General features: G+C 54.9%; 26 protein-coding genes, 1 tRNA gene and 1 pseudogene. 9 read left to right on the top strand and 19 right to left on the bottom strand.

The window, feature by feature from the left end; translation table 11 throughout:
* Nucleotides 1-20: 20 nt before the first annotated feature.
* Nucleotides 21-884 carry a peptidoglycan DD-metalloendopeptidase family protein gene (locus tag DARO_RS12950; RefSeq protein WP_497462973.1) on the top strand — a complete coding sequence of 288 codons (864 nt, stop codon included), beginning with the start codon at nt 21-23 and terminating at the stop codon, nt 882-884.
* A complete protein-coding gene (gene rpoS, locus DARO_RS12945; RefSeq protein WP_011288253.1) occupies nt 881-1,810 on the top strand; it encodes an RNA polymerase sigma factor RpoS in 930 nt (309 codons plus the stop codon). The genes DARO_RS12950 and rpoS overlap by 4 nt, the downstream gene beginning before the upstream one ends.
* On the opposite strand, the gene mltB is transcribed toward rpoS, so the two are convergent.
* The 4 genes from mltB to DARO_RS12925 are packed head-to-tail and all read right to left on the bottom strand — an operon-like array spanning nt 1,773 to nt 6,650.
* Nucleotides 1,773-2,813 (bottom strand): lytic murein transglycosylase B, encoded by a 1,041-nt coding sequence (mltB, locus tag DARO_RS12940; protein WP_157037314.1) that lies wholly within the window; start codon nt 2,811-2,813, stop codon nt 1,773-1,775. The genes rpoS and mltB overlap by 38 nt on opposite strands.
* The gene (locus tag DARO_RS12935; protein WP_011288251.1) at nt 2,813-4,750 is read right to left on the bottom strand and encodes a transglutaminase TgpA family protein; all 1,938 of its coding nucleotides are present in this window, start codon (nt 4,748-4,750) and stop codon (nt 2,813-2,815) included. Before DARO_RS12935 ends, mltB begins: the two co-directional genes overlap by 1 nt.
* Complete coding sequence (locus tag DARO_RS12930) at nt 4,747-5,697, bottom strand: DUF58 domain-containing protein (protein ID WP_011288250.1); 951 nt, start codon at nt 5,695-5,697, stop codon at nt 4,747-4,749. The genes DARO_RS12935 and DARO_RS12930 overlap by 4 nt, the downstream gene beginning before the upstream one ends.
* Nucleotides 5,698-5,702: 5 nt before the next feature.
* Nucleotides 5,703-6,650, bottom strand: coding sequence for an AAA family ATPase (locus DARO_RS12925; protein WP_011288249.1), 948 nt, complete (start codon nt 6,648-6,650; stop codon nt 5,703-5,705).
* A 120-nt stretch (nt 6,651-6,770) separates the two neighbouring features.
* On the opposite strand from DARO_RS12925, the gene DARO_RS12920 reads away from it, so the two are divergent.
* The 3 genes from DARO_RS12920 (at nt 6,771) to DARO_RS12910 (ending at nt 9,173) form a co-directional block, all read left to right on the top strand.
* Nucleotides 6,771-7,697: a histone deacetylase family protein gene (locus DARO_RS12920; RefSeq protein ID WP_041225037.1), complete on the top strand. Its 927-nt coding sequence runs from the start codon at nt 6,771-6,773 to the stop codon at nt 7,695-7,697.
* A gap of 111 nt (nt 7,698-7,808) precedes the next feature.
* On the top strand, nt 7,809-9,029 hold the full coding sequence (locus DARO_RS12915; protein WP_011288247.1) for an aspartate kinase: 1,221 nt from the start codon (nt 7,809-7,811) through the stop codon (nt 9,027-9,029).
* 51 nt (nt 9,030-9,080) lie between these two features.
* A tRNA-Ser gene (locus DARO_RS12910) sits at nt 9,081-9,173 on the top strand.
* Between the two features lie 648 nt (nt 9,174-9,821).
* Here the strand turns inward: DARO_RS12910 and DARO_RS12905 are convergent.
* The 6 genes from DARO_RS12905 to DARO_RS12880 form a co-directional block, all read right to left on the bottom strand.
* Nucleotides 9,822-10,136 carry a hypothetical protein gene (locus tag DARO_RS12905; RefSeq protein ID WP_011288246.1) on the bottom strand — a complete coding sequence of 105 codons (315 nt, stop codon included), beginning with the start codon at nt 10,134-10,136 and terminating at the stop codon, nt 9,822-9,824.
* Complete coding sequence (locus tag DARO_RS12900; protein WP_011288245.1) at nt 10,133-10,651, bottom strand: BRO-N domain-containing protein; 519 nt, start codon at nt 10,649-10,651, stop codon at nt 10,133-10,135. The genes DARO_RS12905 and DARO_RS12900 overlap by 4 nt, the downstream gene beginning before the upstream one ends.
* A complete protein-coding gene (locus DARO_RS12895) occupies nt 10,648-11,163 on the bottom strand; it encodes a virion core protein, T7 gp14 family (protein ID WP_011288244.1) in 516 nt (171 codons plus the stop codon). Before DARO_RS12895 ends, DARO_RS12900 begins: the two co-directional genes overlap by 4 nt.
* A gap of 332 nt (nt 11,164-11,495) precedes the next feature.
* Nucleotides 11,496-12,452, bottom strand: coding sequence for a hypothetical protein (locus DARO_RS12890; protein ID WP_011288243.1), 957 nt, complete (start codon nt 12,450-12,452; stop codon nt 11,496-11,498).
* A gap of 214 nt (nt 12,453-12,666) precedes the next feature.
* Entirely contained in the window at nt 12,667-12,897 is a 231-nt protein-coding gene (locus DARO_RS12885; RefSeq protein ID WP_049758688.1) for a helix-turn-helix domain-containing protein, read from the bottom strand.
* 208 nt (nt 12,898-13,105) lie between these two features.
* Complete coding sequence (locus DARO_RS12880; protein WP_011288242.1) at nt 13,106-13,630, bottom strand: hypothetical protein; 525 nt, start codon at nt 13,628-13,630, stop codon at nt 13,106-13,108.
* 455 nt (nt 13,631-14,085) lie between these two features.
* Between DARO_RS12880 and DARO_RS12875 the strand changes: the two genes are divergently transcribed.
* Together DARO_RS12875 and DARO_RS12870 are read left to right on the top strand one after the other, a co-directional pair.
* Entirely contained in the window at nt 14,086-14,343 is a 258-nt protein-coding gene (locus DARO_RS12875) for a hypothetical protein (protein WP_041224388.1), read from the top strand.
* Between the two features lie 143 nt (nt 14,344-14,486).
* Nucleotides 14,487-15,020 (top strand): DUF1353 domain-containing protein, encoded by a 534-nt coding sequence (locus DARO_RS12870; RefSeq protein WP_497462972.1) that lies wholly within the window; start codon nt 14,487-14,489, stop codon nt 15,018-15,020.
* A 103-nt stretch (nt 15,021-15,123) separates the two neighbouring features.
* Here DARO_RS12870 and DARO_RS23350 read toward each other — a convergent pair.
* From DARO_RS23350 to DARO_RS12855, 3 genes and pseudogenes are all read right to left on the bottom strand, one after another.
* Nucleotides 15,124-15,282 (bottom strand): annotated as a pseudogene (locus DARO_RS23350) (hypothetical protein); the annotation flags it as partial.
* A 435-nt stretch (nt 15,283-15,717) separates the two neighbouring features.
* Nucleotides 15,718-15,963 (bottom strand): KilA-N domain-containing protein, encoded by a 246-nt coding sequence (locus DARO_RS22875; RefSeq protein WP_497463066.1) that lies wholly within the window; start codon nt 15,961-15,963, stop codon nt 15,718-15,720.
* A gap of 390 nt (nt 15,964-16,353) precedes the next feature.
* Nucleotides 16,354-16,530: a BRO family protein gene (locus tag DARO_RS12855; RefSeq protein ID WP_011288237.1), complete on the bottom strand. Its 177-nt coding sequence runs from the start codon at nt 16,528-16,530 to the stop codon at nt 16,354-16,356.
* 239 nt (nt 16,531-16,769) lie between these two features.
* On the opposite strand from DARO_RS12855, the gene DARO_RS22870 reads away from it, so the two are divergent.
* Nucleotides 16,770-17,336 carry a hypothetical protein gene (locus DARO_RS22870; RefSeq protein ID WP_157037210.1) on the top strand — a complete coding sequence of 189 codons (567 nt, stop codon included), beginning with the start codon at nt 16,770-16,772 and terminating at the stop codon, nt 17,334-17,336.
* On the opposite strand, the gene DARO_RS22345 is transcribed toward DARO_RS22870, so the two are convergent.
* From DARO_RS22345 to DARO_RS12835, 3 genes are all read right to left on the bottom strand, one after another.
* Entirely contained in the window at nt 17,320-17,475 is a 156-nt protein-coding gene (locus tag DARO_RS22345) for a BRO family protein (protein WP_497463065.1), read from the bottom strand. The genes DARO_RS22870 and DARO_RS22345 overlap by 17 nt on opposite strands.
* Nucleotides 17,476-17,534: 59 nt before the next feature.
* Entirely contained in the window at nt 17,535-18,464 is a 930-nt protein-coding gene (locus DARO_RS12845) for an SIR2 family protein (RefSeq protein ID WP_157037209.1), read from the bottom strand.
* Between the two features lie 232 nt (nt 18,465-18,696).
* A complete protein-coding gene (locus tag DARO_RS12835; protein WP_011288234.1) occupies nt 18,697-19,404 on the bottom strand; it encodes a hypothetical protein in 708 nt (235 codons plus the stop codon).
* A 119-nt stretch (nt 19,405-19,523) separates the two neighbouring features.
* On the opposite strand from DARO_RS12835, the gene DARO_RS21780 reads away from it, so the two are divergent.
* Nucleotides 19,524-20,480, top strand: a complete 957-nt coding sequence (locus DARO_RS21780) for a hypothetical protein (RefSeq protein ID WP_011288233.1) — start codon at nt 19,524-19,526, stop codon at nt 20,478-20,480.
* 75 nt (nt 20,481-20,555) lie between these two features.
* Here the strand turns inward: DARO_RS21780 and DARO_RS12825 are convergent, their stop codons facing one another.
* The 3 genes from DARO_RS12825 to DARO_RS12815 all read right to left on the bottom strand — a co-directional run bounded on the left by DARO_RS12825 (nt 20,556) and on the right by DARO_RS12815 (nt 24,475).
* Nucleotides 20,556-21,245: a recombinase family protein gene (locus tag DARO_RS12825; protein WP_011288232.1), complete on the bottom strand. Its 690-nt coding sequence runs from the start codon at nt 21,243-21,245 to the stop codon at nt 20,556-20,558.
* 257 nt (nt 21,246-21,502) lie between these two features.
* Nucleotides 21,503-22,771 carry a tyrosine-type recombinase/integrase gene (locus DARO_RS21775; RefSeq protein ID WP_011288231.1) on the bottom strand — a complete coding sequence of 423 codons (1,269 nt, stop codon included), beginning with the start codon at nt 22,769-22,771 and terminating at the stop codon, nt 21,503-21,505.
* Between the two features lie 585 nt (nt 22,772-23,356).
* Nucleotides 23,357-24,475, bottom strand: coding sequence for a methyl-accepting chemotaxis protein (locus DARO_RS12815; protein WP_011288230.1), 1,119 nt, complete (start codon nt 24,473-24,475; stop codon nt 23,357-23,359).
* Nucleotides 24,476-24,708: the final 233 nt, after the last annotated feature.

The raw sequence follows: 24,708 nt of genomic DNA, 5'->3' as shown, positions 1-24,708 counted from the left end.
CACTGCTTCTGGCTGGTTGCATGTCTCAGCAGCCGGTGCCGGCTGTGGACCGCTCGGGAACGGCACAATCCAGAGCCGCGAGTGTCGCTCAACCAACGGGGCCGGGCTATTACACGGTCAAGCGTGGCGATACCCTGTATCGGATTGCTCTGGAAAATGGCCAGGACCATCGAGATATTGCTGCCTGGAACAATATCGCCAATCCGTCGGCGATCAAGGAAGGCCAGGTTTTGCGCGTACAGCCGCCGGGGACTTCAGAGTCCGTTGATGGCGTGACGACCAAGCCAATTGCAAGCGGCGCTGTCGTTGAGGCGCGTTCGCTGGATCAGCCCGTCGGAACTTCGGTATCGCAGCCTAGTGGCTTGAAACGTGAGCCGCGTGTTGGCAAGGAGCCGTATTCCGACGAGGCTTATGCTCGCTTGAACAAGACGGGCGAACCGGCCAAAGCTGTCGAGGCCAAGCCGGAAACGAAACCGGATGTGCCGGCTGCGGCCCCAGCCGTGGCTTCTGGTCCGGATGATGTGCCCTGGTTATGGCCGAGTTCGGCCAAGGTGTCCGCGCCGTACAGCGACTCCGGCAACAAGGGGCTGGATTTTGCTGGCAAGGCTGGCGATCCCGTCCTTGCAGCGGGCGATGGCAAGGTGGTCTACGCTGGCAGCGGCTTGCGTGGTTTTGGCGAGTTGGTCATCGTCAAGCACAACGCGACCTACCTTTCTGCGTATGCTCATAATCGCAAGATTCTCGTCAAGGAAGGCCAACAGGTCAGCCGAGGGCAAAAGATTGCCGAAATGGGCAACACGGATGCGGAGTCGGTCAAGCTGCATTTCGAAATCCGCAAACAGGGTAAGCCGGTTGATCCGGCACAGTATCTACCGAAGCGATGAGCGATACCGGCGAGGGTCTGGAGGAAGAGTTCGAGGGGCAGCCCGATGAAACGGTCCTGCCTCCTGAGCCTGAACGCGTTCTGCCGGAAATTGAACTGCTTGAGGATGTCACCCAGCTTTACCTGAGTGAGATTGGCGCCAAGCCGCTCCTGACTCCCGCTGAAGAACTGGCCACCTCCCGGCTTGTCCGGGAAGGTGACTTTAGCGCACGCCAGCGCATGATCGAACACAATCTGCGGCTGGTTGTAAATATCGCCAAACATTACCTGAATCGGGGGATTCCTCTGCTCGACCTGATCGAGGAGGGAAATCTGGGATTGATCCATGCCTTGGAGAAATTCGATCCGGAGCGTGGCTTCAGGTTCTCGACCTATGCGACTTGGTGGATACGCCAGAATATCGAGCGCGGCATCATGAACCAGTCGCGGACGATCCGTTTGCCGGTGCATATCGTCAAGGAAATCAATGTCGTCCTGCGGGCTATGCGCCACTTGGAATCGGCGGACAAGCGGGATTCGACGGTCGAGCGCATTGCGCTCCTGATTGATCGGCCGGTCGCCGATGTACGGCGTATCCTGTCGCTCAATGAGCATATTGCGTCTCTCGATGCGCCACTGGAAATCGACCCCAATCACACGATGGCCGAGGTTATCGCCGACGATGGAGAGAGCGATCCGGAGTCCTTGCTGCAGTCGAGCGAGGTCGGTTCGCTGGTTGATGACTGGCTGGAGCAATTGACCGAACGGCAACGTTCAGTGATCGAGCGCCGCTATGGCCTGAGCGGGGCCGATTTGGCGACGCTGGACGTGATAGCCTGCGATCTCGGATTGACCCGCGAACGGGTCCGGCAGATCCAGATGGAAGGTCTGGATCGCCTGCGCAAGATCATCAAGCGCGGCAATATTTCTCGCGATTCGTTGCTGTAGCCGGTTGGCTGGCGCACATCCGGCTGCGGATTTCTTCTGCCAGCTGGAAAACCGACATGGCGTAGAAGCTGGAGCGGTTGTAGCGGGTGATCACGTAAAAGTTATCAAACCCCAGCCAGTATTCCGTTTCGCGCCCCGGTGAAACGAGGTCGATCAATGCGGCGCTTACCTCGGGATCGATTTCGGCACGAACCCCTTTCTCGGCCAGTTCAGCCACTTTCAGGCTTGGCCGAACGCCTGCCTGGATCAGCGCGGCATCCGGAGTGCCCGTGGTTATTGCCGGGACGGCAATTGGTTGGCCCGCCTGCCAGCCATGTTGCTCAAGGAAGTGCCCAACGCTGCCGATAGCGTCGTCCACGCTGTTGCCGAGATCTATACGCTGGTCGCCATCAAAATCTACGGCGTAGCGACGCTGGCTGCCCGGCATGAATTGGGGAATGCCGATGGCGCCGGCAAAGGATCCCTTGACGGCGAGTGGGTCGAGACTGTTTTCCCTGGCTAATAGCAGGAATTGCTCCAGTTCAGTACGGAAAAACTCAGCCCGTGGCGGGTAGTTGAAGGCCAGCGTGGCCAAGGCTTCGAAGACACGGAAACCGCCCATATTGCGCCCATATTCAGTTTCGACGCCGATGATGGCGACGATGATCTCAGCCGGCACACCATAGAGTGCCTGCGCTTTGGCCAGTTGCCCGCTGTTCTCCTGCCAGAAGCGGACCCCGCCGTCGATCCGTCGATCATTCAGGAACCGCGGCCGGTAACGTTCCCACGAGCGCTGTAGTGGCGAGGTGGGTGGCTTGATCAACTGTAGTACCTTGGCGTTGGGGCGGGCCTGAGCGAACTGGCTGATTATTTCGTCGGCATTGAAGCCGTGGCGTTGCTCCAGATCGCGGGCAAATTCGATGGTGGCCGGGTCGTCGGCAAAGGTCGGGGCATTCGGCGCCGCATTGGCCAGGGTGGTCAGTGTGGCAAGGAATAAGGTGGCCAGGGTGTTTTTCAGATTCATCATCGCAATTGCGCGATTGCTTCGCGCAGGGTTTTCAGGTTGTTGTCAGAGCGGCCGTAGCGTGCTTGCAGATAGGCCTCGGCCACGCGCTGGAAGGCATCAGCCAGTTCGGGGTGTTGTTCGCTGACGCGTCGGGCCAATGCCAGTGGTGTTTCCCAAGGCGCGCAGTCTACCTGTCTTCGGGCAAGCTGTCGCAGGGCCTTGTGCCAGAGTCGTAACGCAGGATCCTGTGGCGGGCGTTGATAGATCGTCCAGGCCGTTATGGCGGCGACCAGCAGGCTGCAAATTATTCCCAATAGGGTGACGAGGCTGCGCCAATCGGTATCGGCTAGACCCAGGCGGGAAAGCAACTCGCGCTGGCGCTGCGGGTCATAGCCGAGAACGTTCTGATTCCAGGTGTTGTTGATGGCCTCCCAGCGATAGCGCAGGCCGCGTATCCACTCGGCCCGCCACTGGACAAGTGCAGGCAAGGGCTCGCCAAAGGGCAGGGCATCGGCGATGCCGGTTTCAATACGGTTTGGTGAAACAGCAGCCGTCGGATCAACGCGAATCCAGCCTCGACCGCTGATCCAGACTTCTGCCCAGGCGTGGGCGTCGGACTGACGGACGACGAGATAGCCGTCGAGCGGGTTGTATTCGCCGCCCTGATAACCACCAACAACACGGGCCGGTATGCCGGCGGACCGCATCAGGATGATGAAGGCCGCTGCGTAGTGTTCGCAGAAGCCACGATGACTTTGGAAAAGGAATTCGTCGATGCCGTTCCGACCAAGTAGTGGCGGTCGCAAGGTGTAGGTGAATTCGCTGGCGAACAGGTCAAGTGCCTTGTCAATAATGGCTTGCTGTGGAATGCCCGAGGCTTGCCATTGCTTGGCCAGGGCGCGGGTTTTCGGGTTGAGTCCCTCGGGTAAGGCAAGATTGCGCTGGATGATCCGTGGGTCTTCGGTGCTGTTGAAGCGGTAATCCAGCGTTGCGGAAAGCCTGAAACGTTGTCGTTCGGTGATTGCGCCGCGGCTGCTTGCACTCAGGGTGCCGTTCAGTGTGGTTTCAGGTGGCAGGCCGGTTGGTGCTTCAAGAGCCAGCAACCAGCGCTGGTTGTGGGCTTCCAGCGTGGTTTCATAAGGGATTGGCAGTGACAGGCTTTCGACCCGTTCAGGCGGCTGGCTGCCTTCATGGCGACGCCAGGTTGTGCCGTCGAAGTTTTCCATGACCGGGCCGCGCCAGTAGAGCTTCTGCTTGGGGGGGAGTGGTCCGTCGAAGCGAACGCGAAAGGCGATATCAGCGCTTTGAGCAAGTTGGGAGAAGCTACCGGGCGACATAGTGTCCGATAGTCCGGTCATGCCGGCGTGGGCATCTGACGGTAGCCCCCAGAGCGGTCCTGAAATGCGGGGGAATAATAGGTACAGCGCCAACATGAATGGAACTGCCTGCAGGCAGAGCAGGGCTGCATAGCGCAAGCTGTGGCGAAGGTTGCTGGCCGGGCCGCCATGCAGGCGGATCAATGTAGCGGTGACCAGCCACAGGCAGGCCAGCAGCCAGAGACCGGTGGGAATGCTCTGTGAGTATAAGTAGTGGGTCAGCAGCAGGAAATAACCGAGCGTGACAAGCACCATTGCATCGCGCCGCGATTTCAATTCGAGCAACTTCATGGTCGTGAAGATGACCAGCATGGCGACACCGGCGTCACGGCCGAACAGGGTGTGGAATTCAATGAGGATTCCGGCGCAGCCGGCGCCGACCAGCGGCAGGAGTATCCAGCGTCCCGGCAGGCGCTGGTCCCGCCACCATAGCCAGGTGGCCCAGAGCAGCAGCATCCCGGCCAGAGCGCTGAGCCACGGTGGTTGATGCAGCATGTGCGGTGCCGTGGTGACCAGTGCCGTGGCGAACAACCATGGTGTGGCGCGGCGGTCGAGCGCTTCGCTGGCTTGGGTGCTCATGGCTGAAAGAGGGCAAGGGTTTCGAGGCAGCGGCGGCAATGCTGCTCACCGCAACCTGGTTGAAGCTTGAGGTGCGGCAGGTTCAGGCCATATTGCAGGCCAGTGGTGTCGGCGGCAATTAGCCAACCGGTCAGGATTGCGATGCGGGTTTCGTTTGGCAGTGTCGGGTCGGTCTGTTGCCAGTCGAGCATCAGCTCGGCCTGTGCTCCGCCGGCGAACTGTTTGATCAGCAGCGGTCTTTCGGTATTTTTTGCGCTGGCTTTCCAGGCGACATGGCGCGGAGAATCGGCCGCCTGGCGCTCGCGAAAGCCGGCGAAGTCCTCCTGGCCACCCTCGCCGTTGCGCTCGCCATTGGTCGATGAGGGCATGGCGGCTGGCAGGGGGCTGGCTATTGGTCGGGGATAGATCAGGCAGCGCATTGCTGGCTGCAGATAGGCCCAGGCGGTAAATAGGCCTAGCGGGTAGCGTGTGGACAGGCGGGCACGCGGCAGGTCAAGCCAGCCTCGTTGCGTGGCGTTCAGAGGTATGTTGATTTTCACGCTGCTTTGACTGGCGACCGATGCCGTGACCGGCTTGCCGGCTTGGGCTTCGAGGTCGAGCATCAGGCGAGGTGTCGAACGTTCGTTCTCCAAGGTGAGCGGAAAGTGTGCCGTTTCTCCGGCAAAGACGGACTCGCAACGGCCCGGCGTGATGATCAGGCCGTACAGGTTGCGAAAAGTGTGGATCATGCCGGCGATGCCCAGTCCGGCGAGCATGAAAACCAGGGCATGGCCGAGTGCCAGGTTGTAGTTGATGGCGCCGATCAGCATGACGATCAGTGCAGCGGCGAAGAGCAGGCCGCCGCGTGACGGAATAATGAAAATTCGCCTCTGGCCAAGGCGCAAGGGCGCCGTACCGTCGCTACGCCAACGGAACAGGTACTGCTTGAATGTGGCGAGGAGGCTCACCTGGATCAGGGAATGGCGACGCTGCGGATTAGGGCGGCGATGTCTTCTGCCTGGGCATAGCCGCCCCCCTGAGCCGAACGCAGCCGGTGCCGGGCAACCGATGGGAGGACTGCTTGCACGTCGTCCGGCAGGACCATGTCACGTCCATCCAGCCAGGCCCAGGCACGGGCTGCGGCGAGCAAGGCAAGGCCGGCGCGGGGCGACAGTCCGTGCTGAAAGGCAGTGGTTTGCCGGCTTGCCTCGACCAGCGCCTGAACGTAATCAATCAGCGGACTGGAGGCATGGGTGCCAGCGACCTCATGCTGCAGTTTCGGCAGGTCTTCAGTCTTGACCATCGGGGCCAGTTGTTCCACCTGGCGGCGTTGTCCACCGGTGGCGAGCAGGGCGCGCTCGGCGGCGCGGTCCGGATAGCCGAGTTCGATGCGCATCAGGAAGCGGTCAAGTTGCGATTCGGGGAGCGGGAAGGTGCCGATCTGGTGGGCCGGGTTCTGGGTAGCGATGACGAAGAAGGGCTGGGGTAGGTTGCGGGTCAGGCCTTCTGCGGTGACCTGGCCTTCTTCCATGGCCTCGAGCAGCGCGCTCTGGGTTTTGGGCGTGGCGCGATTGATCTCGTCGGCCAGCACCAGTTGGGCGAAAACAGGGCCCGGCAGGAAGCGGAACTCACTCTTGTCACGATCAAAGATGGAAACGCCGGTGATATCAGCCGGTAGCAGGTCGCTGGTGAACTGGATGCGTGAGAACTGCAGGCCTAGCAACCGGGCTAGCGTATGGGCCAGCGTGGTCTTGCCCATGCCCGGCAGATCCTCGATCAGCAGGTGTCCGTTGGCCAGCAGGCAGGCAATCGCCAGACGGATCTCGGTATCCTTGCCAAGGATGATCTGGCTGGCTTGCTTGAGAACTGCCGCGAAAGGTTGTGGACGGCCGGCCATTGGCGAAAGTGGGCTTTTGAGCATTATGGGTTTCCATTGTTCCAATTCAATCCGATTCTAATGCTTGAAGCGCCGGACATAATGGGACGATAATGCCATTTCGACATGCGCCGTTTTGTGCGCTGCTTCGCAGAGAGAGAACAAGTGACGACCACTGCCTTCATTACCCATCGCGACTGCCAGTTGCACGATATGGGGTCGCATCATCCTGAATGCCCGCAGCGTTTGACCGCCATCAACGATCACCTGATCGCTCAAGGGATCGACGCTTACTTTACCTACTACGACGCACCGCTGGCCACTTTCGAGCAATTGTTGCGTGTTCACCCGGCTTCGCATCTTGAGCGCATCAAGCGTGCCTCACCGGAGCTGGGGGTGGTGCACCTGGATCCGGATACCGCGATGAACCCGCATACTTGGCAGGCTGCGCTACGCGCCGCTGGTGCAGGCTGCATGGCGGTTGATCTGGTGCTGAACAAGGAGGTCGAGAATGCTTTCTGTGCTGTTCGCCCGCCTGGTCACCATTGCGAGAAAGCCACGCCGATGGGCTTCTGCTTCTTCAACAACATTGGCGTTGCCGCGCGTCACGCCTTGAAGGTACACGGCCTGGAGCGCGTTGCCATCATCGACTTTGACGTGCACCACGGTAACGGTACTGAAGACTGCTTTGCCGGCGACGAGCAGGTGCTGATGTGCAGCATCTTCCAGCATCCGTTTTATCCGTATAGTGGCGCCGACAAGCCAGCTGCCAACATGTGCAATGTGCCACTCGCCGCAGGCTGTGGCGGAGAAGAGTTCCGCGATGCAGTGATGCAGGTATGGACGCCGCGCCTCAAGGAGTTCAAGCCGCAGATGATCTTCATTTCCGCCGGCTTCGACGGACACTACGAAGACGACATGGGCGGTCTGAAACTGGTCGAAAAGGACTTCGCCTGGTGCACCGAACATTTGAAGAAACTGGCCGCTGAAATGTGCGAAAAGCGCATTGTCTCCATGCTGGAGGGCGGTTATGTGATGACCTCGCTGGCCCGTAGCGTGGGCGCACATCTGCGGGCGCTGGCAGACCTCTAGTGCCAGCCTCCGGGTTTATGGTGGCAAGTACTGATTTCTTTAGAAAAAGAACCGGGTGGGGTAAAATCCCGCCCTCTTTTTCATGTTTCCAACGTTTAACCGGACAAATCCATGGCGTTGATTGTTCAAAAATACGGCGGCACGTCGGTCGGTAACCCCGAGCGCATCAAAAACGTCGCCAAACGCGTTGCCAAGTTCCAGGCCCAAGGGCATCAGGTCGTTGTCGTTGTTTCCGCGATGAGCGGCGAAACCAACAAGCTGATTGCACTGGCCAAGGAAGTCCAGGCCAATCCCGATCCGCGCGAACTGGATGCGATCATGTCAACCGGCGAACAGGTCACTACTGGCCTGCTTTCCATGGCATTGATGGACATTGGCTGCAAGGCCAAGAGTTACACCGGTGGCCAGGTCAAGGTGCTCACTGACAGCACCCATACCAAGGCACGCATCCTGTCGATTGACGAAGCCAACATGCGGCGCGATCTCGATGCCGGCTATGTGATCGTTGTTGCCGGCTTCCAGGGCGTCGATGCCAACGGCAATATCACCACGCTCGGTCGTGGTGGTTCCGACACCTCTGGCGTGGCGCTGGCTGCTGCCCTGAAGGCAGATGAGTGCCAGATTTACACCGACGTCGATGGTGTCTACACGACCGATCCGCGTGTCGTGCCTGAAGCCAAGAAGCTCGACACCATCACCTTCGAAGAGATGCTGGAAATGGCCAGTCTCGGTTCCAAGGTGCTGCAGATTCGCTCCGTCGAATTCGCCGGCAAGTACAAGGTCAAACTACGCGTTCTTTCCAGCTTCCAGGATGAAGGGGAAGGCACGCTGATCACTGTTGAGGAAGACAAAAACATGGAACAACCGATCATCTCCGGTATCGCCTTCAATCGCGACGAAGCCAAGCTGACCATGCTCGGCGTTCCGGATACCCCGGGCATCGCCTATCAAATTCTCGGTGCCATCGCCGATGCCAACATCGATGTCGACATGATCATCCAGAACGTTGGCCACGACGGCACGACTGACTTCTCCTTCACCGTCAATCGTGGCGAGTTCGCCAAGGCCAAGGAAATTCTTGAAGGCGTCAAGGCCAAGCTGGGTGCTCGCGAGATCACCGGTGACAACAAGATCTGCAAGGTCTCCGCTGTCGGCGTCGGCATGCGCTCCCATCCGGGCGTGGCCAGCCAGATGTTCAAGGCACTGGCTGATGAGGGCATCAACATCCAGATGATCTCCACCTCCGAGATCAAGATTTCCGTCGTTCTCGACGAAAAATATCTGGAACTGGCCGTTCGCGTGCTGCATCGGACTTTCGGTCTCGATCAGTAAGTTTGACCAAAGGGCGCGGAGGCTATATCATCCGCGCCTCGTTGAAGGTTCGGAGACGTGGCCGAGAGGTCGAAGGCACTCCCCTGCTAAGGGAGCATGCGGGCAAAACCTGCATCGAGGGTTCGAATCCCTCCGTCTCCGCCAACCATTTCAACGATGCTTAAGGCCCTGATTATTCAGGGCTTTTTGCTTTCTTGGTTTGGGGTATTAACCCAAGTATTAACCCAAATGCTAACCCAACAGAGAAGCCTTCAGAGCTACGCCATCTTTGTAAATATCTTGGGTGTATGACCAAGAATAAGAGGATTTGAGTGTGGTCTGAATTTGTTAGACCCAACAAAGAGTCTTTTGCAGTGGGTCTTGGTAGGTAGTGGCATTGCCTGGGCTCCTTCAGACCGCTGAAGACATCTACCGCTCAGACCACAGGGGGTCCTTGTTGCTGGCATCCTGTGGGAGTCTAGGTAGGTTATCTTCAGATAGCCCATAGAGTCCTTACTTCTTACTACTCAGTACGTGGTCATCCTAACCAGGGCATCCTGGAGGGGGCTATCTGTAGGGCATCTATAGATAATCTAAAGAGTACATCTATAGGGTATCTATAGGTATGTAACCGGGGGGAGGGATTGGGCCCCCTTGCTATAGGTAGGTTTTACCCTCTTGTTTTGGTGTAACATATTGATATATAAAGAGAATATGCCAATCTGCGCCATAAGAAATTCTACTAGATAATATTCGTGGTGCATTCTTGGGAAGGCAGCCCAGAGGCCCACTGAGGGGCCCCCGAGCTTGCTGCTACTTACGCGTTGTCTTCCAGTCCATGTAGCTCTTGGCGACTGTCTCCACATTCTCAAGCCTTGCCAGTGTTGGGCGGACTCTGAACATGGTTACGGCCTCTTGTACCTGCTTCTCCCACCAGAGAGCCGGGGTAGTGGCTTCCTGTTGAACTTGAGGGATCGTAGAGGGTATGACCATGCCTGCCTCTACAGCCACCAGGAAGCCCTCCAGGGCCACTAGGAGAGCCTCCAGAGTTCCCTTGTGGGTGCGGTCAAGGAAGCCGTAAAGGAGGCCCTGGAGGTGCGGCAGCCAGTATGTGAAGGGTTGCATCATCGGATGAACCTCAAGGCCTCTCTACGGTCGTTCTTCTCCTCGTAGTGCTGGGCTCTGACACGCTGGGCTTGATCCTGGATGGCCTGGATGGCGACTTCTTGGGCTGGCTGGCTCAGTGCCTCCTGACCGTTGATATATCCGCCATGCTTGCGTATGGACGGGATGACCACGGAAGTAACCCACTTCTTGAACCGCTTGGCTAATTCCTTTCGGCTTCTGAAGATGAGCGAGTACAGGCCGGATTCACTAATGATGGCAACCTGCTGGATTCCTCCAAGGGTGTGCGTACTGCACACACCCTTTTCATCTTCATCAAGGCGGCTGGTTGCGGTACGGTCAAGGCCCAGAGCTTTGCATACATCGGCAGCAATGAACCACGCTTGCCCATCCTTATCCAGGGCGGACAGTGCGAAGCTGTCCCCGGTTGCTACGTTATCGAACTGGTAGAGCTTAGGTGAAGGAATACCCTGCGCAGTGCGCATACCCTGTGCCTCATGGATGTCTTCAGGTTTCACGGCTTATCCTTCTGAGCGGCGGCAACAACCTTCTGGTTATTCCCGTAGGCCCCTGCCACGCCACCAGCGATTTGCAGAGCGGTGCCCACGCTGGATTGTCGCTGGATGCCCGACAGTTGCACCTGAGCGCGGCTTGAAGAGGCTACGCCTTGGGTCTGGGCCTGCTTGGCTTGCCACTGCCGGTTATTCTCAAGGGTGGCTGCATCGGTGGCTGCATTGTTCTCAGCCTCGGTCTGCACTCGGTCATGGCTAGCACCTTGCATACCAGACTCGCCTTGCATTGCAGAAATACGGGCGGAGTCGATGAGGTAGTTCGTATGGAGCTGCGCCTGCTCATCCATAGAGGTCTTCTGGATTTGCTCATACTGTCGCGCTGTGGCTGCACGGTCGAGGGCTAGACCATCTTGGATGGCCTTCTCTTGACGGTTAGCCATCTTGTCAGATTCCATCTTGCCGCCGACCGCACCCACTACGGCAATGACGCCCATAGTGATGGATACTGGATCACACATTTACAAAATCCCCTTGGTTCATTTGCTGCTTCCCTTCTGTGATGGTGTCTGCTGCTGGTTACGCTTGCAGATGATTGGTGGTTGTCTGAGCTTCATGGCCTAGCCCACACGAGTGAATGGCTGAGCCGGGTTGAGTTCTTCCAGGACCCCAGAAGAGTTACGGCGTAGGAGGCCCGCCCCTATGGCGTTTTTGATGGTCATCTCACAGGAGCCCACCTTGATTACCGTATGGTGGTCATTTGCAGCGCTGCTTGTGTTGAGGGGGCCTGTTCCTAGAGCCTTGGCTGTGGCTATCTTGGTGCCGCCTGCATTTACCGTTGCACCTATAAAGCTCATACCAGTCGAGCCTTAACAGCAGCGCCTACGGTCATCCAGTGACCCTTGAGCTTAACCGTGACATCACCTCCCTTTTCTGTGACAGGGATGCCGCCAGCCTTCAGGGCTGCCACGGTGGGGATGGTGTTATCAAAGTAGTCATTCACCAGGGCGCTGTAGCCCTTTGTGGAGCGCTGGAAGAGGTGACCATTAACCGCCTGCTGAAGCTCATTCTTGCGGTTGTCTCTTGCCCACTGATAGAAGTCATCAGGGTCCGCTCCGTGACGCTCAACGGCAATGTCAGCCTGCGCCTGCCAGATCATTGAGCCTTCATCTAGCATGGCTGCTGCTGCTTTAGGCTCTATGCCCATAGAAGAGGCCAGACGTGGAGCCAGCTTCTCAGAGATACTCCCCAAGTCCAGGCCTTCACCAATATGGACGTTTGCAGAAGCCAGGAGGGAATCATAGACACCCTGTGGGACATCTTTGATGAGTTCCCCGTATTCCGCCTCGAAGCCACTACCAAAGAGTTCTGCGCCATTGTCTGGGGCATCGTTGGGCGTACGTTTGGACTCCTCCAGGGGGCCACCCTCAGAAGAGCCCTCATCTTTTCCCAGGCGGGAAGTCTCCACATAGCGGCCATCACCTGTACGCGTCAGGTAGCCTAGGCTCTCAGCAACTTTCACAGAGGTACGCCCGAAGCCTGGGATTTCGATGGTGCTATTGGGGGTGACGTTGGTGGTGATGAACCCGCCGTTATTGCGTACCGTACCCATCATTCCCTTTTCAGAGCTCGGGGCTAGGTCGCTCTCAGATGCTCGGTAGGTTGAGAACTCAGTAGCTTGCTGGCCTTGTACCAGGGAGACGGTGCCCCCAACGACGCGGTTATTTACTTCCCCCGGCTGTGGGTTGCTAGGGATGCCGATACGGTCATCTACAGAATCCGGCATATTGGACCAAGTGGTTACAGACATTTGTTTGACTCCTTGAGGTTTTGGAATGGGCGATGGAATAGAAGAGGGCAGGTGTCGTCTTCGCAGTGCTTGATGGTCTGGGCATTGCCTTTTGTGCACAGCAGGCAGTAGGCGGTGATTGCTTTGCTTGCTCTGACACGAGACTCATAGGCGGCAATGACTATGGGTCTGGATATGCCAGGGACCCTCTTGAGGGCTTCTTGCTGGCTCTCGGTTAGCACGGCTGGGCTTCTGCTGGGGTATCTGTCGGGATGCCTAGCTTGGTTCGCTTGGGGGCCTCAGCGCGTAGCCAAGACGTGATGTCACTCATAAAGTAACGAACGCGGCGCTGGCCCATACGGTAGTACTTGGGCCCGACATCAGCACAGCGCCAGCCTTCCAGCGTCTTCTCAGACACCTTTAGATACTCAGATGCTTCCTTCGGGGTAAGTAGGTTTGAACTCATGGGAGTTCCTTTCAGGGTGGTTGTTGCCTGCTACTGGTGTGCCAGAACAGGGCATCAGCGAGAGTGCTGTATGCAATAGGTAGGTTTTACCCCCTGCTATCCCCTTGGAAGCCCCGTGCTGTATGGGTTCTGAGGGAATCTGTAGCGCCAATGAAAAAGGCCCCCGGTCGGGAGCCTCTGGAGTGCGTTGATAGAGCAGGAAGGATGCTCAGACAAACAGCCCTTTGGTGTCATTTTCGATAGTCTTGAAGTGCGCCTCAATGTGCTCAAAAAGGTCAATGCCGAGGGCTCTAGCAATTACACTCCCGCCGACATGGGCACACCTCGCAGTTTCATCCTCATCTTCTGATATGTCGTAGTACGAAGTAACCCATCCCCCCTCGATAAGAGCCTTCCAGAGATTCAACGGAATATCAGCAGGGGCGGTTAGTTCAGGTGGCATCAGGACAGGGCATCCACTAACCAGGCTATAGGCTCGTGAAAGCAAGGAGCCCCGCAGCGCTCCCCAGCAAACAGAACGGTAATCATCAACAGCTTCAAAATACGCACCGTAAGCCCAAGTTCTTGCTTCCGCTGGCACTGGCTCACTAGGGCTGTCGAAATGGACATTGATCGCCGGAATGTGGGAGCGAAGATCATCGATGGTGGCGCTAACATAAGCCTCGATATGGGCGCTCAAAATAGTTTTGGCGGTAGAGGTCAAGGATGGGTTGGTAAGAGTTTTCGCGTTCATGTCATTCCTTTATTGGTTGCTGGTAACAGTTGGATTTCTAAATTGCTATAGGTAGGTTTAAGACAAATGGATACTTCAGGCCTTGCCGATGTCCAGGCTTAACGGACCAGCTAGCAGATTGAATCCGCCCCCAACCTCGAACCAGGACGCACCTAGTAAGGGCGATCCCCTGCCGCTTCCTGTAAGGGAAACCTCCAGGAGCCCCGCTAGATGAACGTAGGCGGATGAGCGAGAGATGGAAATGGAGAGGCCGGGAAGGGATAGCGAGAGGGACATGCAGGGGCTCCAGGAGCGGTTAAGGAGCCCGCAATTTATCCCTTGAGGTGGGCTTGCGGGAAGCCCTATGTGCTATAGTTTCCCTATCAAAACAAATAGATAGATACACAATCGTATTGTGTATTACCTGTTGATACTTTCTGCTAACCTCTAAAGGTCGCTACTTGGAGGCTCTACAAATGAAAACTATCGCTGTCACGATCAAGCTTGAACTCGAAGTCCCCGACGAATGGGAAGTTGTCAAAACGTCTGAAGGAGTTGATGTGATAAGTATGGGAGAGGGACAGTATCTTGACCTGACCTTTGAGCCCATGGTCACTGAGGACATAGAAGGAACATGGACTAACTCGCTTGAAGACGGGTTTATGAATGATTTGCTGGATAAGGTCGTATCTGAAGATGTCGCCTACAAGGTGATAGAGCCTTTGTCCCACTAGCCTCCACCTACGGTGGTGTTACAGTTGTGTTGATGCTGATGGTATAGGTTGATCTCCCCCAAAAACTCCTCTGGAGGGACAAAATGGTGCGCGTCCGCCTTACGTTGATACTTCTTGTCCTCGCGCTGTGTGGATGTACTTCCATGAGCTACAGCGATACAAATAAAGGCGTCTTTACAGGGCGCATGTTTGTTGAATGGGTGGAGGGGGTTGGGTTTATCTTCAGGCCAGACGAGGAGTCCCCGCTTACATTTACACCGGATGATGGTAATGGGAAGCCTATTCGCCCAGGAGTGATGTACACAGATGGGGGCTCAATCCCTAGATTCCTTTGGGGGCTGCATGGATTTTCACCGTGGGAATACGCTAAGGCCTACATCATCCATGACTGGTTGTTCGAGGCGCAGCACTGCGGTTACAAACCTGATAACAGCTACTCGTTTAGCGACTCCCACAGGCTTATGGGTGAAACCCTAAAGACCTTGATGGAAACCGTTCCAAAATTGAAAAGTGAGCTTGTCTTTGACGCTGTAACAGATGCAGTTTCTACTCCTATTGCCCGGTATCTCTGGGTGCGGGGTGGCTGCAATAGCCCCTTACAGCGGAGGGAGGGAGGCGTTGCGATATTAGGCTTCGAAAGCGTACCGAAGGGTAGGGTGGTGCTGACGATTGAATAGAGTACGTGGGGCGCCAAGTTGCTGCCTCTACATACTTCATCAGGTCACACCACACAGCGAAGCGGACATCCTGCCAGCGGGCGAAGAAGACGGCCAGCTTGGGGTGGAGGAGTGTGCCCCCACCCTTGCCCCGCTTGGAAACCCAAATGTCCGATTTTCGGATATTAAGGGCAGCCGCAAGGGCCTCCATGTACTCATTTGTTCCTGGCAGCTCAAGGAACTTGGCAGGACGCTTCCCGTGGTACTGGGCTACCTTAGTCATGTTGATATAACCATCCTCGCGGAACACGATGGGCAGCCCGTTGTAGTCTTTGGTGATTACAATGCCAGCGTCAAAAAATCTGTTGAGGTCCTTATGGTGCTTTTCCTAGCTGTGTGTATCACTGCTGTATCCCTACGCCTGTTCCTTCAGGGCTCCCAAGCTTGTCTGTACTGGGGAAAGCGCATGGCCTCCCCTGAGGCATTGTTAGCGCACCCAGCAGGGTTTCAAGATGCTATCAGTCCGCCGCTATGGGTGCGGTGCATGATTGCCTCCTCGGTAGGGCTGCTGGCCTTGCTCGGGTATGGGTTCTACGCTGAGGGGGTTGCATTCGGCGCTGGACTAACTCTCGCTGCTTTTGTGGCATTAGCGGTAGCCGGCAGCTTGTTGCTTCCCGCACCTGATAGCCCGAAGTTCTTGAGCTACATTCTTGCGGACCTAATCCGACGCTCGGCAGACTTTGAGAAAGCCGGGGATATAGGCAGAGCTGAAGCCGCCAAGGAGGCGCACCGAATGCTTTTTGAGGCTGCCAATTAACTCATCACTTCTGAGGAGTTCTTCAACCAAGGCACCAGTGGAATCAAGGCGGACGAAGTTTGTTGGCTGGTGCGTCTTAGCCCCTCCAGATGCCTTATGGAGGTCATTCAGGCAGAAGCGGCCATGGGTGTCCTGCTTGATGGTGATGCTGAATATATAATGTCAGCGTCAATTATAAGGGGTGTTGAAATGCTCAAATTCCTTATGTACGCGGCCATTCCGCTCGTTGTCTCCGCCTGCACCACCTTTGGGGGGCATCGAGAAGAACATCGAGCAGAAGTACCTAGGGAAGCCTATAGACGCAGCGATTGATGGCCTTGGCTTCCCAGCAGCGGAGAGGACCATTGCAGGGCGGAAGCTCTACACCTGGACAGTGGGGCGGTCCCAGCCGAATCTCATAGCAGGCCCTAACGGGACGCTGATGGTTTCGGGAGCTACCTCCCTGTCCTGCACACTCAACCTGGAAGTGGATTCCCAGGAGGTGGTCAAGCGGTACAGCTACGACGGCCAGCTTGGGGCCTGCGCCGCGTTCGGTAACTAGGGAGTCTTCCCGCCTGTCACGAAGGAGCCAGTCTTGCGGATGCTCGGTAGGACTTCCTTGGTGACCCAATCTTGGAACTTCTGGGCCTGCTGTGTGCGACTGCGGAGCACCATCTTGTACAGGCCGGATTCAGCCAGCAGGGACACGGTAGAGACTTGCTTTCCGAACAACACCCCCAACGATTCGTTGTGGTCCTTTCGCGTACCAGAAATCAGCCGACAAATCGGTCACATCTCCCAAGATGCCCACCAAAACTAGCTTTTCGTGCCATCGAGCGTCGATCAGCAATGACATCGGTCTGTGACTGTGGTCAAATTGGGAAGCACATAGCCCCAGCAGACAATTCGAATATTCGGCGCTGAGGGTTAGATGGTGATCAAGCCAGGGAAGGCACTATCAAAACGGAGGAACGATGATCAGCAGAAAATCACTCTCATATTTGACGATGGGCGCTGCAATGTTTTGCAGTGCCTGTGCAATACCATCTAGATACGAGAATCCAGACCCAGCAAAGGTGCCGGTGGCGCGTATGCGCTACGGTACAAACATACCGGACCAAATGGCATTGTCCATGTATAAGGAATCGCAGAACACCTGCCTGAAACGCACGCCTGATGCCAATCTCCCATCGCTTGGTCTCTTTCGCGCAGCGCCCAAAGTTGGCATGCCGGTGACCGATACAGAATGGCGAATGCGACCTATCGAGGTATACCTTGAAGCAGGAACACCTTTCACGGGCTATGCAATTTACGGCACAGGAACTTCTCCCGGTTGGCAATATAACTGTCAGCCCGTATTCCGCTTTACCCCGAAGGCAGGCCGTGATTATGAGGCCATGTTTCGCCTCGATATCTTGGCTGTTGGCCGACACGTTTGCAAAGTCGAAATCAACGAACTGAAACGAGATGCCTCGAACGCGCTTATTCGCGAGCCTGTGCCGACCGAGCAGTTGTTACGCACGCCTAATTGCAAGCCGTGACTTTGCGGGTAACTGTGGTTTTCTCGGAAGAATCAACCCGGTGAAGATGGTGGGAGTGCCCGCCCCGAGAGTGGCGAGTGAAACCAAGGACCTTGCACACATCCTCAGTGACAAACCACGGGTTCCCCTCAAGGGTCACCACGCGGATGCTGGAGGTGTTGGGGCTGCAAGTTCCTAAAGTGCCCTAGGGGGAGTTGCTTAGGGCAGGATTTCCGACTCTCGCAATGTCATCAGGTTCTTATGGTTTAGCGATTGAAGGAGATGGTCTTTAAAGTACCGTTCCTCAATTCTCCGCACTTCAGCAGAGGTTTTCCCGAATACCGAAGCGCATATATAAACAGGCCTCCCTGTTCTCTTTCTTCCTTCTAGCGCCTTCGCGAGATTAAGGCGGTGCATGTTCAGTGGGTCAAACCCAAACCCAAGAAAACAGATTTGGTCAGCCCAGTCGGCCCATTCTCGAACCGTTTCGAAGACGCTGTCATCCTCCCGTGTCTCAGGGATAACTCTGAGATGTTTTGCGGCACCGTCTATTTCATATTCCTTACCGTTGAAGGCGTACTGCCGCCCTTCGCTGCTCCTGATGCTGCTGAAAGGGGCGAGTCCTCCATAGACATGGATAATTTTGAATCCATTTCGAATCGCTGCTGCGGCTTGGTCAGCTAAACCCCAGGTGTTCTTAATGGATTCATGGAGAAAGCACTCTAGCGAACGGTCGTAATTGAACGTAACGAAACGGACAGCATTGCGAGTCACATCTGTAGGTGTGTGGGCGTTATCTTGGAGTGAGTTCCAGAGTGCTGAATACCAATCATCGTCAAGGTCTGCATTGAATAAAGATTCGGCCTTTTCTAGGTGAATGAGTTGTGCCGCTATAGCCAGTTTTCCAATGTGTTCCAAATCAGGACGTTTGGCTAAGAATGCATCTATTGATGGCTGCCTAGATTTTAGAAAGGTCTCAGAGAATTTCTGAATCGCACCTTCGCTCTCGAACATGACATCACGCAAGAGTTGACCAAAATAAAACGCAGTTCCTCCGCACAGTGTCTTGCGTAGCTCAGCGCCAGAAGGAAAGCCATAGGGAATGCTTGCTCCTGCACCCAGAATGAATAGTGTATTTCGTTCGAACATGCTTTCACTCGCCCCCGTTACGTTTCTCTTTCCGGTAATCCCACGGGGGCACCGGGTTGGGGTCAGGCCATAGGCCCACACGCTTAGCCTTGGCGGCATCCAAGAGGGTGAGGGTGTCTCCATCGGTGACGCCTACTACGCGCCCCTGGAGAGTGTCTGCGGAGGCCTGGAGAGGGGGCAGTAGGGCGGCTAGTAGGAGGACTGCGGTGATATTACGCATGAGCTAGGTCCACTACTTTAACAACGCTAATGCTTGCGTAAGCTGTGGTAGCCCTACAGCTACTGTGATCACATTCGCCATAGCGGTTAGGCATTCAAAGATTCTGTTCCCGAGTTTTTCGTTCTTAAGAAATGAGCGGTAGTTTTCATCAACAAAAGCATGACCAAGGAGAGTGCCTGTGGCCTCAAGTATAGGAAGTGCTCCTGTTAGAAAGTACTCATCAATGCTGTTTAGGATTTTCCTAAGATAGCGAGTTAGGTACGTCTTTACTTCAGACGGAATGTTGCTGGTCAATACTTCTTGGTATAGCTCATCAATCTTGGCTCTAACTTCAAGTATCTGGTCATCAGCGATGCTCTTAGTGTTTGCCTTAGTCTGGAGTAGCTCTGCGGTAAATCCTAGATAGCTAATCGTATGGCTGTCTATTTGTCCTATAAAGGATGACCAGTTTCCATTCAGGACTTGTGCGTAGAAGGCATTGCGTACCTGCGATTCCCAGTGTGTGCAATTCTTACGGTGAGTAGGAAAGTTATCGTCAATCGCTTGGGTTATTTGCTCCGGGAGAGCGAACAGGTGACCAAGGCGCGACATCAGCACAGCATGGTCGTTTCCAGTTTTTAGCAGTTCGTTCCAAGTTTGACGGCAGTTTTGATTGGCATCTTTCTGCTGCCCCTCTTCCAGGATGGCCAATAGGCGAGCGGCTGGGTTGTCGTAGTCCATAGCATCTATCTTGAAAATTAGAATCTAAGATGATGCAGTCTTCATCAGTATCTATGCAAATAGTATTCGCTCTCCTTTGGCAGTCGTAAAATATCGGCTGTTAAACAGCGAGACAAAAGATGCTTGATGACCTGACCAAGGAGATAAAGGCGCAACTATACGAGCGCGTTAAGAGCCCATTGTTTGGGGCTTTTGCGTTCTCCTGGGTGGCTTGGAACTACAGGGCGCTGTTGGCTCTGGTATCTGACCTAGAGTTCGCTGACAAGATGGCGTTCATAGATAAGGCGTACCCCACCGCTTGGGAGCTCTCGTTGCATGGTGCATTGGGGCCTCTAATATCAGCACTTCTGTTCCTTTGGCTGTATCCGTACCCGGCCAGATTTATGTATTCGTATTGGGCGAAGCAACAGAAGGAACTGAAGAAAGTACAACAGAGCATTGAGGATGAGACACCGCTGACCCAGGAGGAGGCTAATGCACTCCGTAAGGCTGGTTTTGCTCAAGCAAAAGAATACCAGTCACAACTCAAAGAGCTTTCAGCGACCAACAAGGAACTGGAAGAGCGTATGAAATTGCTCCAGGAGGAAAACGGCAGGCTAGCAACAGAGCGGGACCAGTTTGGGGAGGCTGCTAAGAAAGCTCAGGAGCAGGCTGCTCCAGGTTTGGCAAGTGTATTAGCCCAACACCCACCGTCTGTTAGCAAGGACGCCGCCGTTATTTTTCCTAATGGTGATATTCGCTCGAAGGGTAAGGTTATCTCTATTGATTCACTCAGCGATGAGCAACGATTTCAGCTAACGCAAGAGATAGGAAACGGGGCAGAGATTCAACGTGTCATGCTGGCTTTGGTGGTCCTGGATGGAGAGGGAGATTTCGATTCAATTGCTGGGGTTGCTGGATTGGGAAAGATAGAAACAAGGCATGGTCTAGAGGTTTTGAGGTCAGAAGAGCTTGTTTCTGCGTCTGCCAATTCCGTTAAATGGTTCTTAACTTCTAGTGGTCGGTCGCTTGCTGTTCGTCTGGGCTTGCGGGAGGCGGCTCTAAAGGTGACTGATGGGGGGGTAGTTGGGGGCTGAGGCTTACTGGTTAGCAAAAAATAGGGGAGAGGAGGTAGAGATAAAATAATAATGGTTCGCATTACATAAAAACATTCAGGCTGCCAGAGCGAGTCTCTCCAGCAGATTCCCTACAGATGTCTTATGCCATGCACCCCCTCTAGGTGTCCTATAGCCGCCCCCATTCAGAGCCTCAGCCAGAGCCCCTAGCGATGTCTTACCCTGGGCCTGTAGATGCTCGATAACAGGCCTCATCTGCTTGGCGTATTCCTCAGCCTTAGCCTTCACAGCCACCACTCCAGCAGCATTACCCTTCCCAGCCTTCAGCAGCGCAGCAGCCCCGTTAGGGTTACCCAGCTTGGTGCCTCTGGCCTTGGCAGCCTGTAGAGCCTCCTTGGTGCGCCTGGAGATAGCCTCTCGTTCCTCCTGAGCAACCAGGGCCATGATGCCTACTGTCAGGTTGTTAGCCTCTGGCATGTCAGCAGCCACGAACTTAACTCCTGAGTCTCTTAGTGTCAGGAGGAAGGCTGCATTACGGGAGAGGCGGTCTAGCTTGGCAATGACCAGAATAGAGCCTGTTACCTGGGCATGATGTAGGGCCTTCAGTAGCTCAGGGCGCTCATTGTTCTTACCTGACTCCACCTCTGTGAAGGAAGCCACCAGGGAGGCCCCTATGCGGTTCCTGTAGGCTTCTATAGATGCCTGCTGGGCCTCTAGGCCTAGACCACTGGAGCCTTGCTTGGAGGTACTTACGCGGTGGTAGGAGACTAGCTTAGTGGTGGTCATGGAGGGCTCCCTGGAGGTGAGTATAGAATCAACTAACGGTCGTTAGGTGGATTTATGCCATGCTCTGGAAGTGGGTGGCAAGTAAGGGTAGTCAGCCTACCCCATGCTTGAAGTAGGGTGCTTCTTCGGTTTGCTACCATGGAAAAGAGACGAGTAGCGCCTATATGGCCGTGACCTTCCGCAGCCAGTTTTGGGACCCCTACGGGGGTAACTTCCGGGGGTCAAATAAGGATGGATACCTCGGAAATTTTCTCTATTTACTCCTGAGCGTCTTTAGGGAATGGGTAGCTGATCTTCTCCAGGGCAGCCTTCTTGGTTGCCATATCGGCACCTCCAGAGTACAGCCCATAGGTCATAGTGGGCTTCTCGTGGCCGATGATGTCAGCAGCTACACCTTCAAGGACCCCAGCATTCTCCAGGAGGGTTGCCACCGTGGAGCGGAACGAGTGGAAGGTATGGGCGGAGGTGAAGCCCTGCGCTGTCTTCAGTCTGCCAAACCGCTTGCCGATAGCGTTAGACCTGTCCTCATACTTATTGAAGGTCAGGCCCGAGATGAGATAGCCATCCTTAGAGGACTCCTTCAAGCGCTTTACTAGAGGGGCGATGGCTGAATGGATTGGGACTTCTCGCCACCCTGAATCAGTCTTGGCATCCTCTACCTTGAATGAGTGTCCTGTGACCTTGGTAATCTTGATAGAGCATAGCTCTTCAATCCGGGCCCCAGTATAGGCACCCAGCATGATTAGCTCGGCAAGTTGCACATCCTTTGGGGCGTTCTTTGCGGTCCCTAGAGGGCGCTCAGAGGCAGCCTTCCATAGCTGGACTACATCATCAGGAGAGTAAGGTAGGTTGGTCGTCCTGCGCTTCTTCTTGGGGGCAGCCTCGAAGACGCCATCGAAGGGGGCTGACTCCTTATCTACAGCGTCATAGCGCTTTATATATCTCCAGTAATGACGGCAGAAGGAGAGAATCCGGCGTATTGATGCGCCCCCCTTGCCGTCACCTAGGAGCTTGTCTATCCAGTGCCTAACGGCTGCCTTGTTGACTGCCTGGAGAGTGGAGAACTCTGCAATCAGTAGCCCAACATCCTTAACCATCTGGTCCTTTGTCTTGGCTACAGAGGTTATCTGGGCTTTCCAGGTTTCGAAGTATTGATTACTGGGCGTGGCTATACCTGTGGCTAGGTCGCTGAAGTCCTTGGCTGCTTGATACCCCTTAGCTTGCTCAATGGACTCGACCTTGTCTGATAGGACGTTCTCCCAAGTTTCCTTGGTGTCCTCGTCAGGGGCCTGCATGAGGGCCTGCTTCCAGCGAAGAGCCTCATTTGCCACGGCATTGGTAGAGCCCCTGGCTTGCTTTATCTGGGCCTTCCAGTGGGACACGATGGGGGCGGCTAGGTGTATGGCTTCTCGTCTATTGGCTGTCCCGAGAGACTGCTTGAAGCGGACCTTACCTAGGGCCTCCCTGGCATCCTTGGGGACTAGTAAAGATGCATACCAGACACGGCCAATAAGCTCTATGTTCATGGTTGAGTATCCTGGGTTCGAATTGAATTAACCCATAGATTAACCCAACAATTAACCCAATAATAGTGCCTTGTAATTACCGTCCAGTAATGGTTTCAGTAACTTAGACCACGTTTGGCGGAATGTCCCTCCGTCTCCGCCAGATAACGAGCAGACAAGCACCCTCCGGGGTGCTTTTTTGTTGTACCCATCAAAGAGCCCATCAAAAATAAAACGGTTGAGCCTGTGATACTTTTGATGGAAAAACGATTAGAACTGCGGGCCGGATGGCCATCCTAGTGCTTACCTAGTCATTGGTAGGTGCTGCTAGTGCCCCCGTGATTACTTCCGATGAACTTGGAGGTACTTCGGGTGTCGTTCAAATTGGAACTATTGGTGAAGTGTGCTTTGGAGCGTTAAGCGCATTTGATAAAGCAAAGTATGGCTATGCCTATTTGGCAGCGTCGCATAGCCACTTCAAATGCCTGGCGGTATCGGTCGGTATTACTTTTTTGCATCCGAAAGCCCCTCTTTGTGTCAAGACTGTGCCGGCACGGGCAACGCATCTGGGATTACCACATGGGCGCCCAAGTCAGAAGGAGCAGTTTAGGTGTGGCAAAGTACGGACTTATCCTGCATGGCGCTGTCAGCCATTAGTTGCAGGCTGTCTATCACTAGACTGCTGGCTTTTTCCATGTCTTCCACATGTTTCAACATGGCAGACATGTTGCCTCGGTTTTTGGCTTCCAGCGCTTGGATTCCCATCTTATGAACTTCAATATGTGGTGGCTCAATCTCGCGATATCCAGCCAATTTACTAAAGCACTCCTTGCCTTCGCCCTGGTAATACCATTGGCCTAGACGGCAAGCAGTATGGGTAGCCACTTTCTCCGGTGAGACATTTTCCAGATCGAATAAGCCGAGGTAGATGCGGAACTTGAATACCAAGTGATCCACCTTGGCCACTTCAACAAAGCTCTTCAAGGCACTGCCGGCGATGACTGCTTCCGTCTTTCGGGAAAGCTGCATCAATTTCTGCATATTTTCGGTTGCCTGATTCCCTCGCTGGCTAAAATCATTCGCCGTGTTGGAGAGATATTCCATGGCATCTTTAGCTGCGCTTGAATTGTCACGAATGCCAATCACCAATTTTTCAATGTCTTTGGTGGCTTTGGCAGTCCGCTCGGCCAGTTTTCGAACTTCATCCGCCACAACTGCGAAGCCTCGACCAGCTTCACCTGCGCGTGCAGCCTCAATGGCGGCATTTAGAGCCAGTAAGTTTGTCTGGTCGGCAATTTCGTGAATTAACTGAACGATGACGCTAATTTCACCAGCTTGTTGAGCCAGCCCATCGACTTCTTTGACAGTGTGAGCAGAACTTTCGGCAAGCAGATGGAGATCTGCAGCAATTTCGCTGGTGGTTTGACCACTGGCGATAGAAACTTCTGCTGCTTCCAGCGCGAGTACCTTTTCTTCTTTTAGGACGTTCGCCATTTCGCCAAGACTACTCTGCGAGCCCTCAAGCGTAGTACTGAAAGTTGCCAAGTTGCGGAGCACGGATCTGAGTGTTTCGCACTCAATGTCTTTGTCCATGGCAGCCTGTTGCTGAAAACTGAGTGCATCCTTTAATGAAGCAACTTCCGCTACAAGTGATGCCTTTTCGGTTTTGCAGGCCAAAAGTTCATTTTCGACTGCAGACAACCGCTGGTTACTTCTCCAAAACATACCTTTCTCCGATTAGAGTTTTTATTGCTTGCACCTAAGCATGGCGGCCATTCGAAAGTACTGGCGCAGGCGCATTATCGGTAGAAATTTCCTTCGCAAGAGATTCCTGATTTCATCGCACATTAGCAAATAACCATTGTAATTCCACATATAACAAAAGTCATAAATATCCGTAACATTTGTAGGGTTTATCGCTGCGATCATGCCGCTTGGGTTGCCAACGTTTGCTTTCG

The organism is Dechloromonas aromatica RCB (assembly GCF_000012425.1).
The sequence above is the reverse complement of the archived record's forward strand: the minus strand, read 5'-3'. Positions and strand labels throughout refer to the sequence as shown.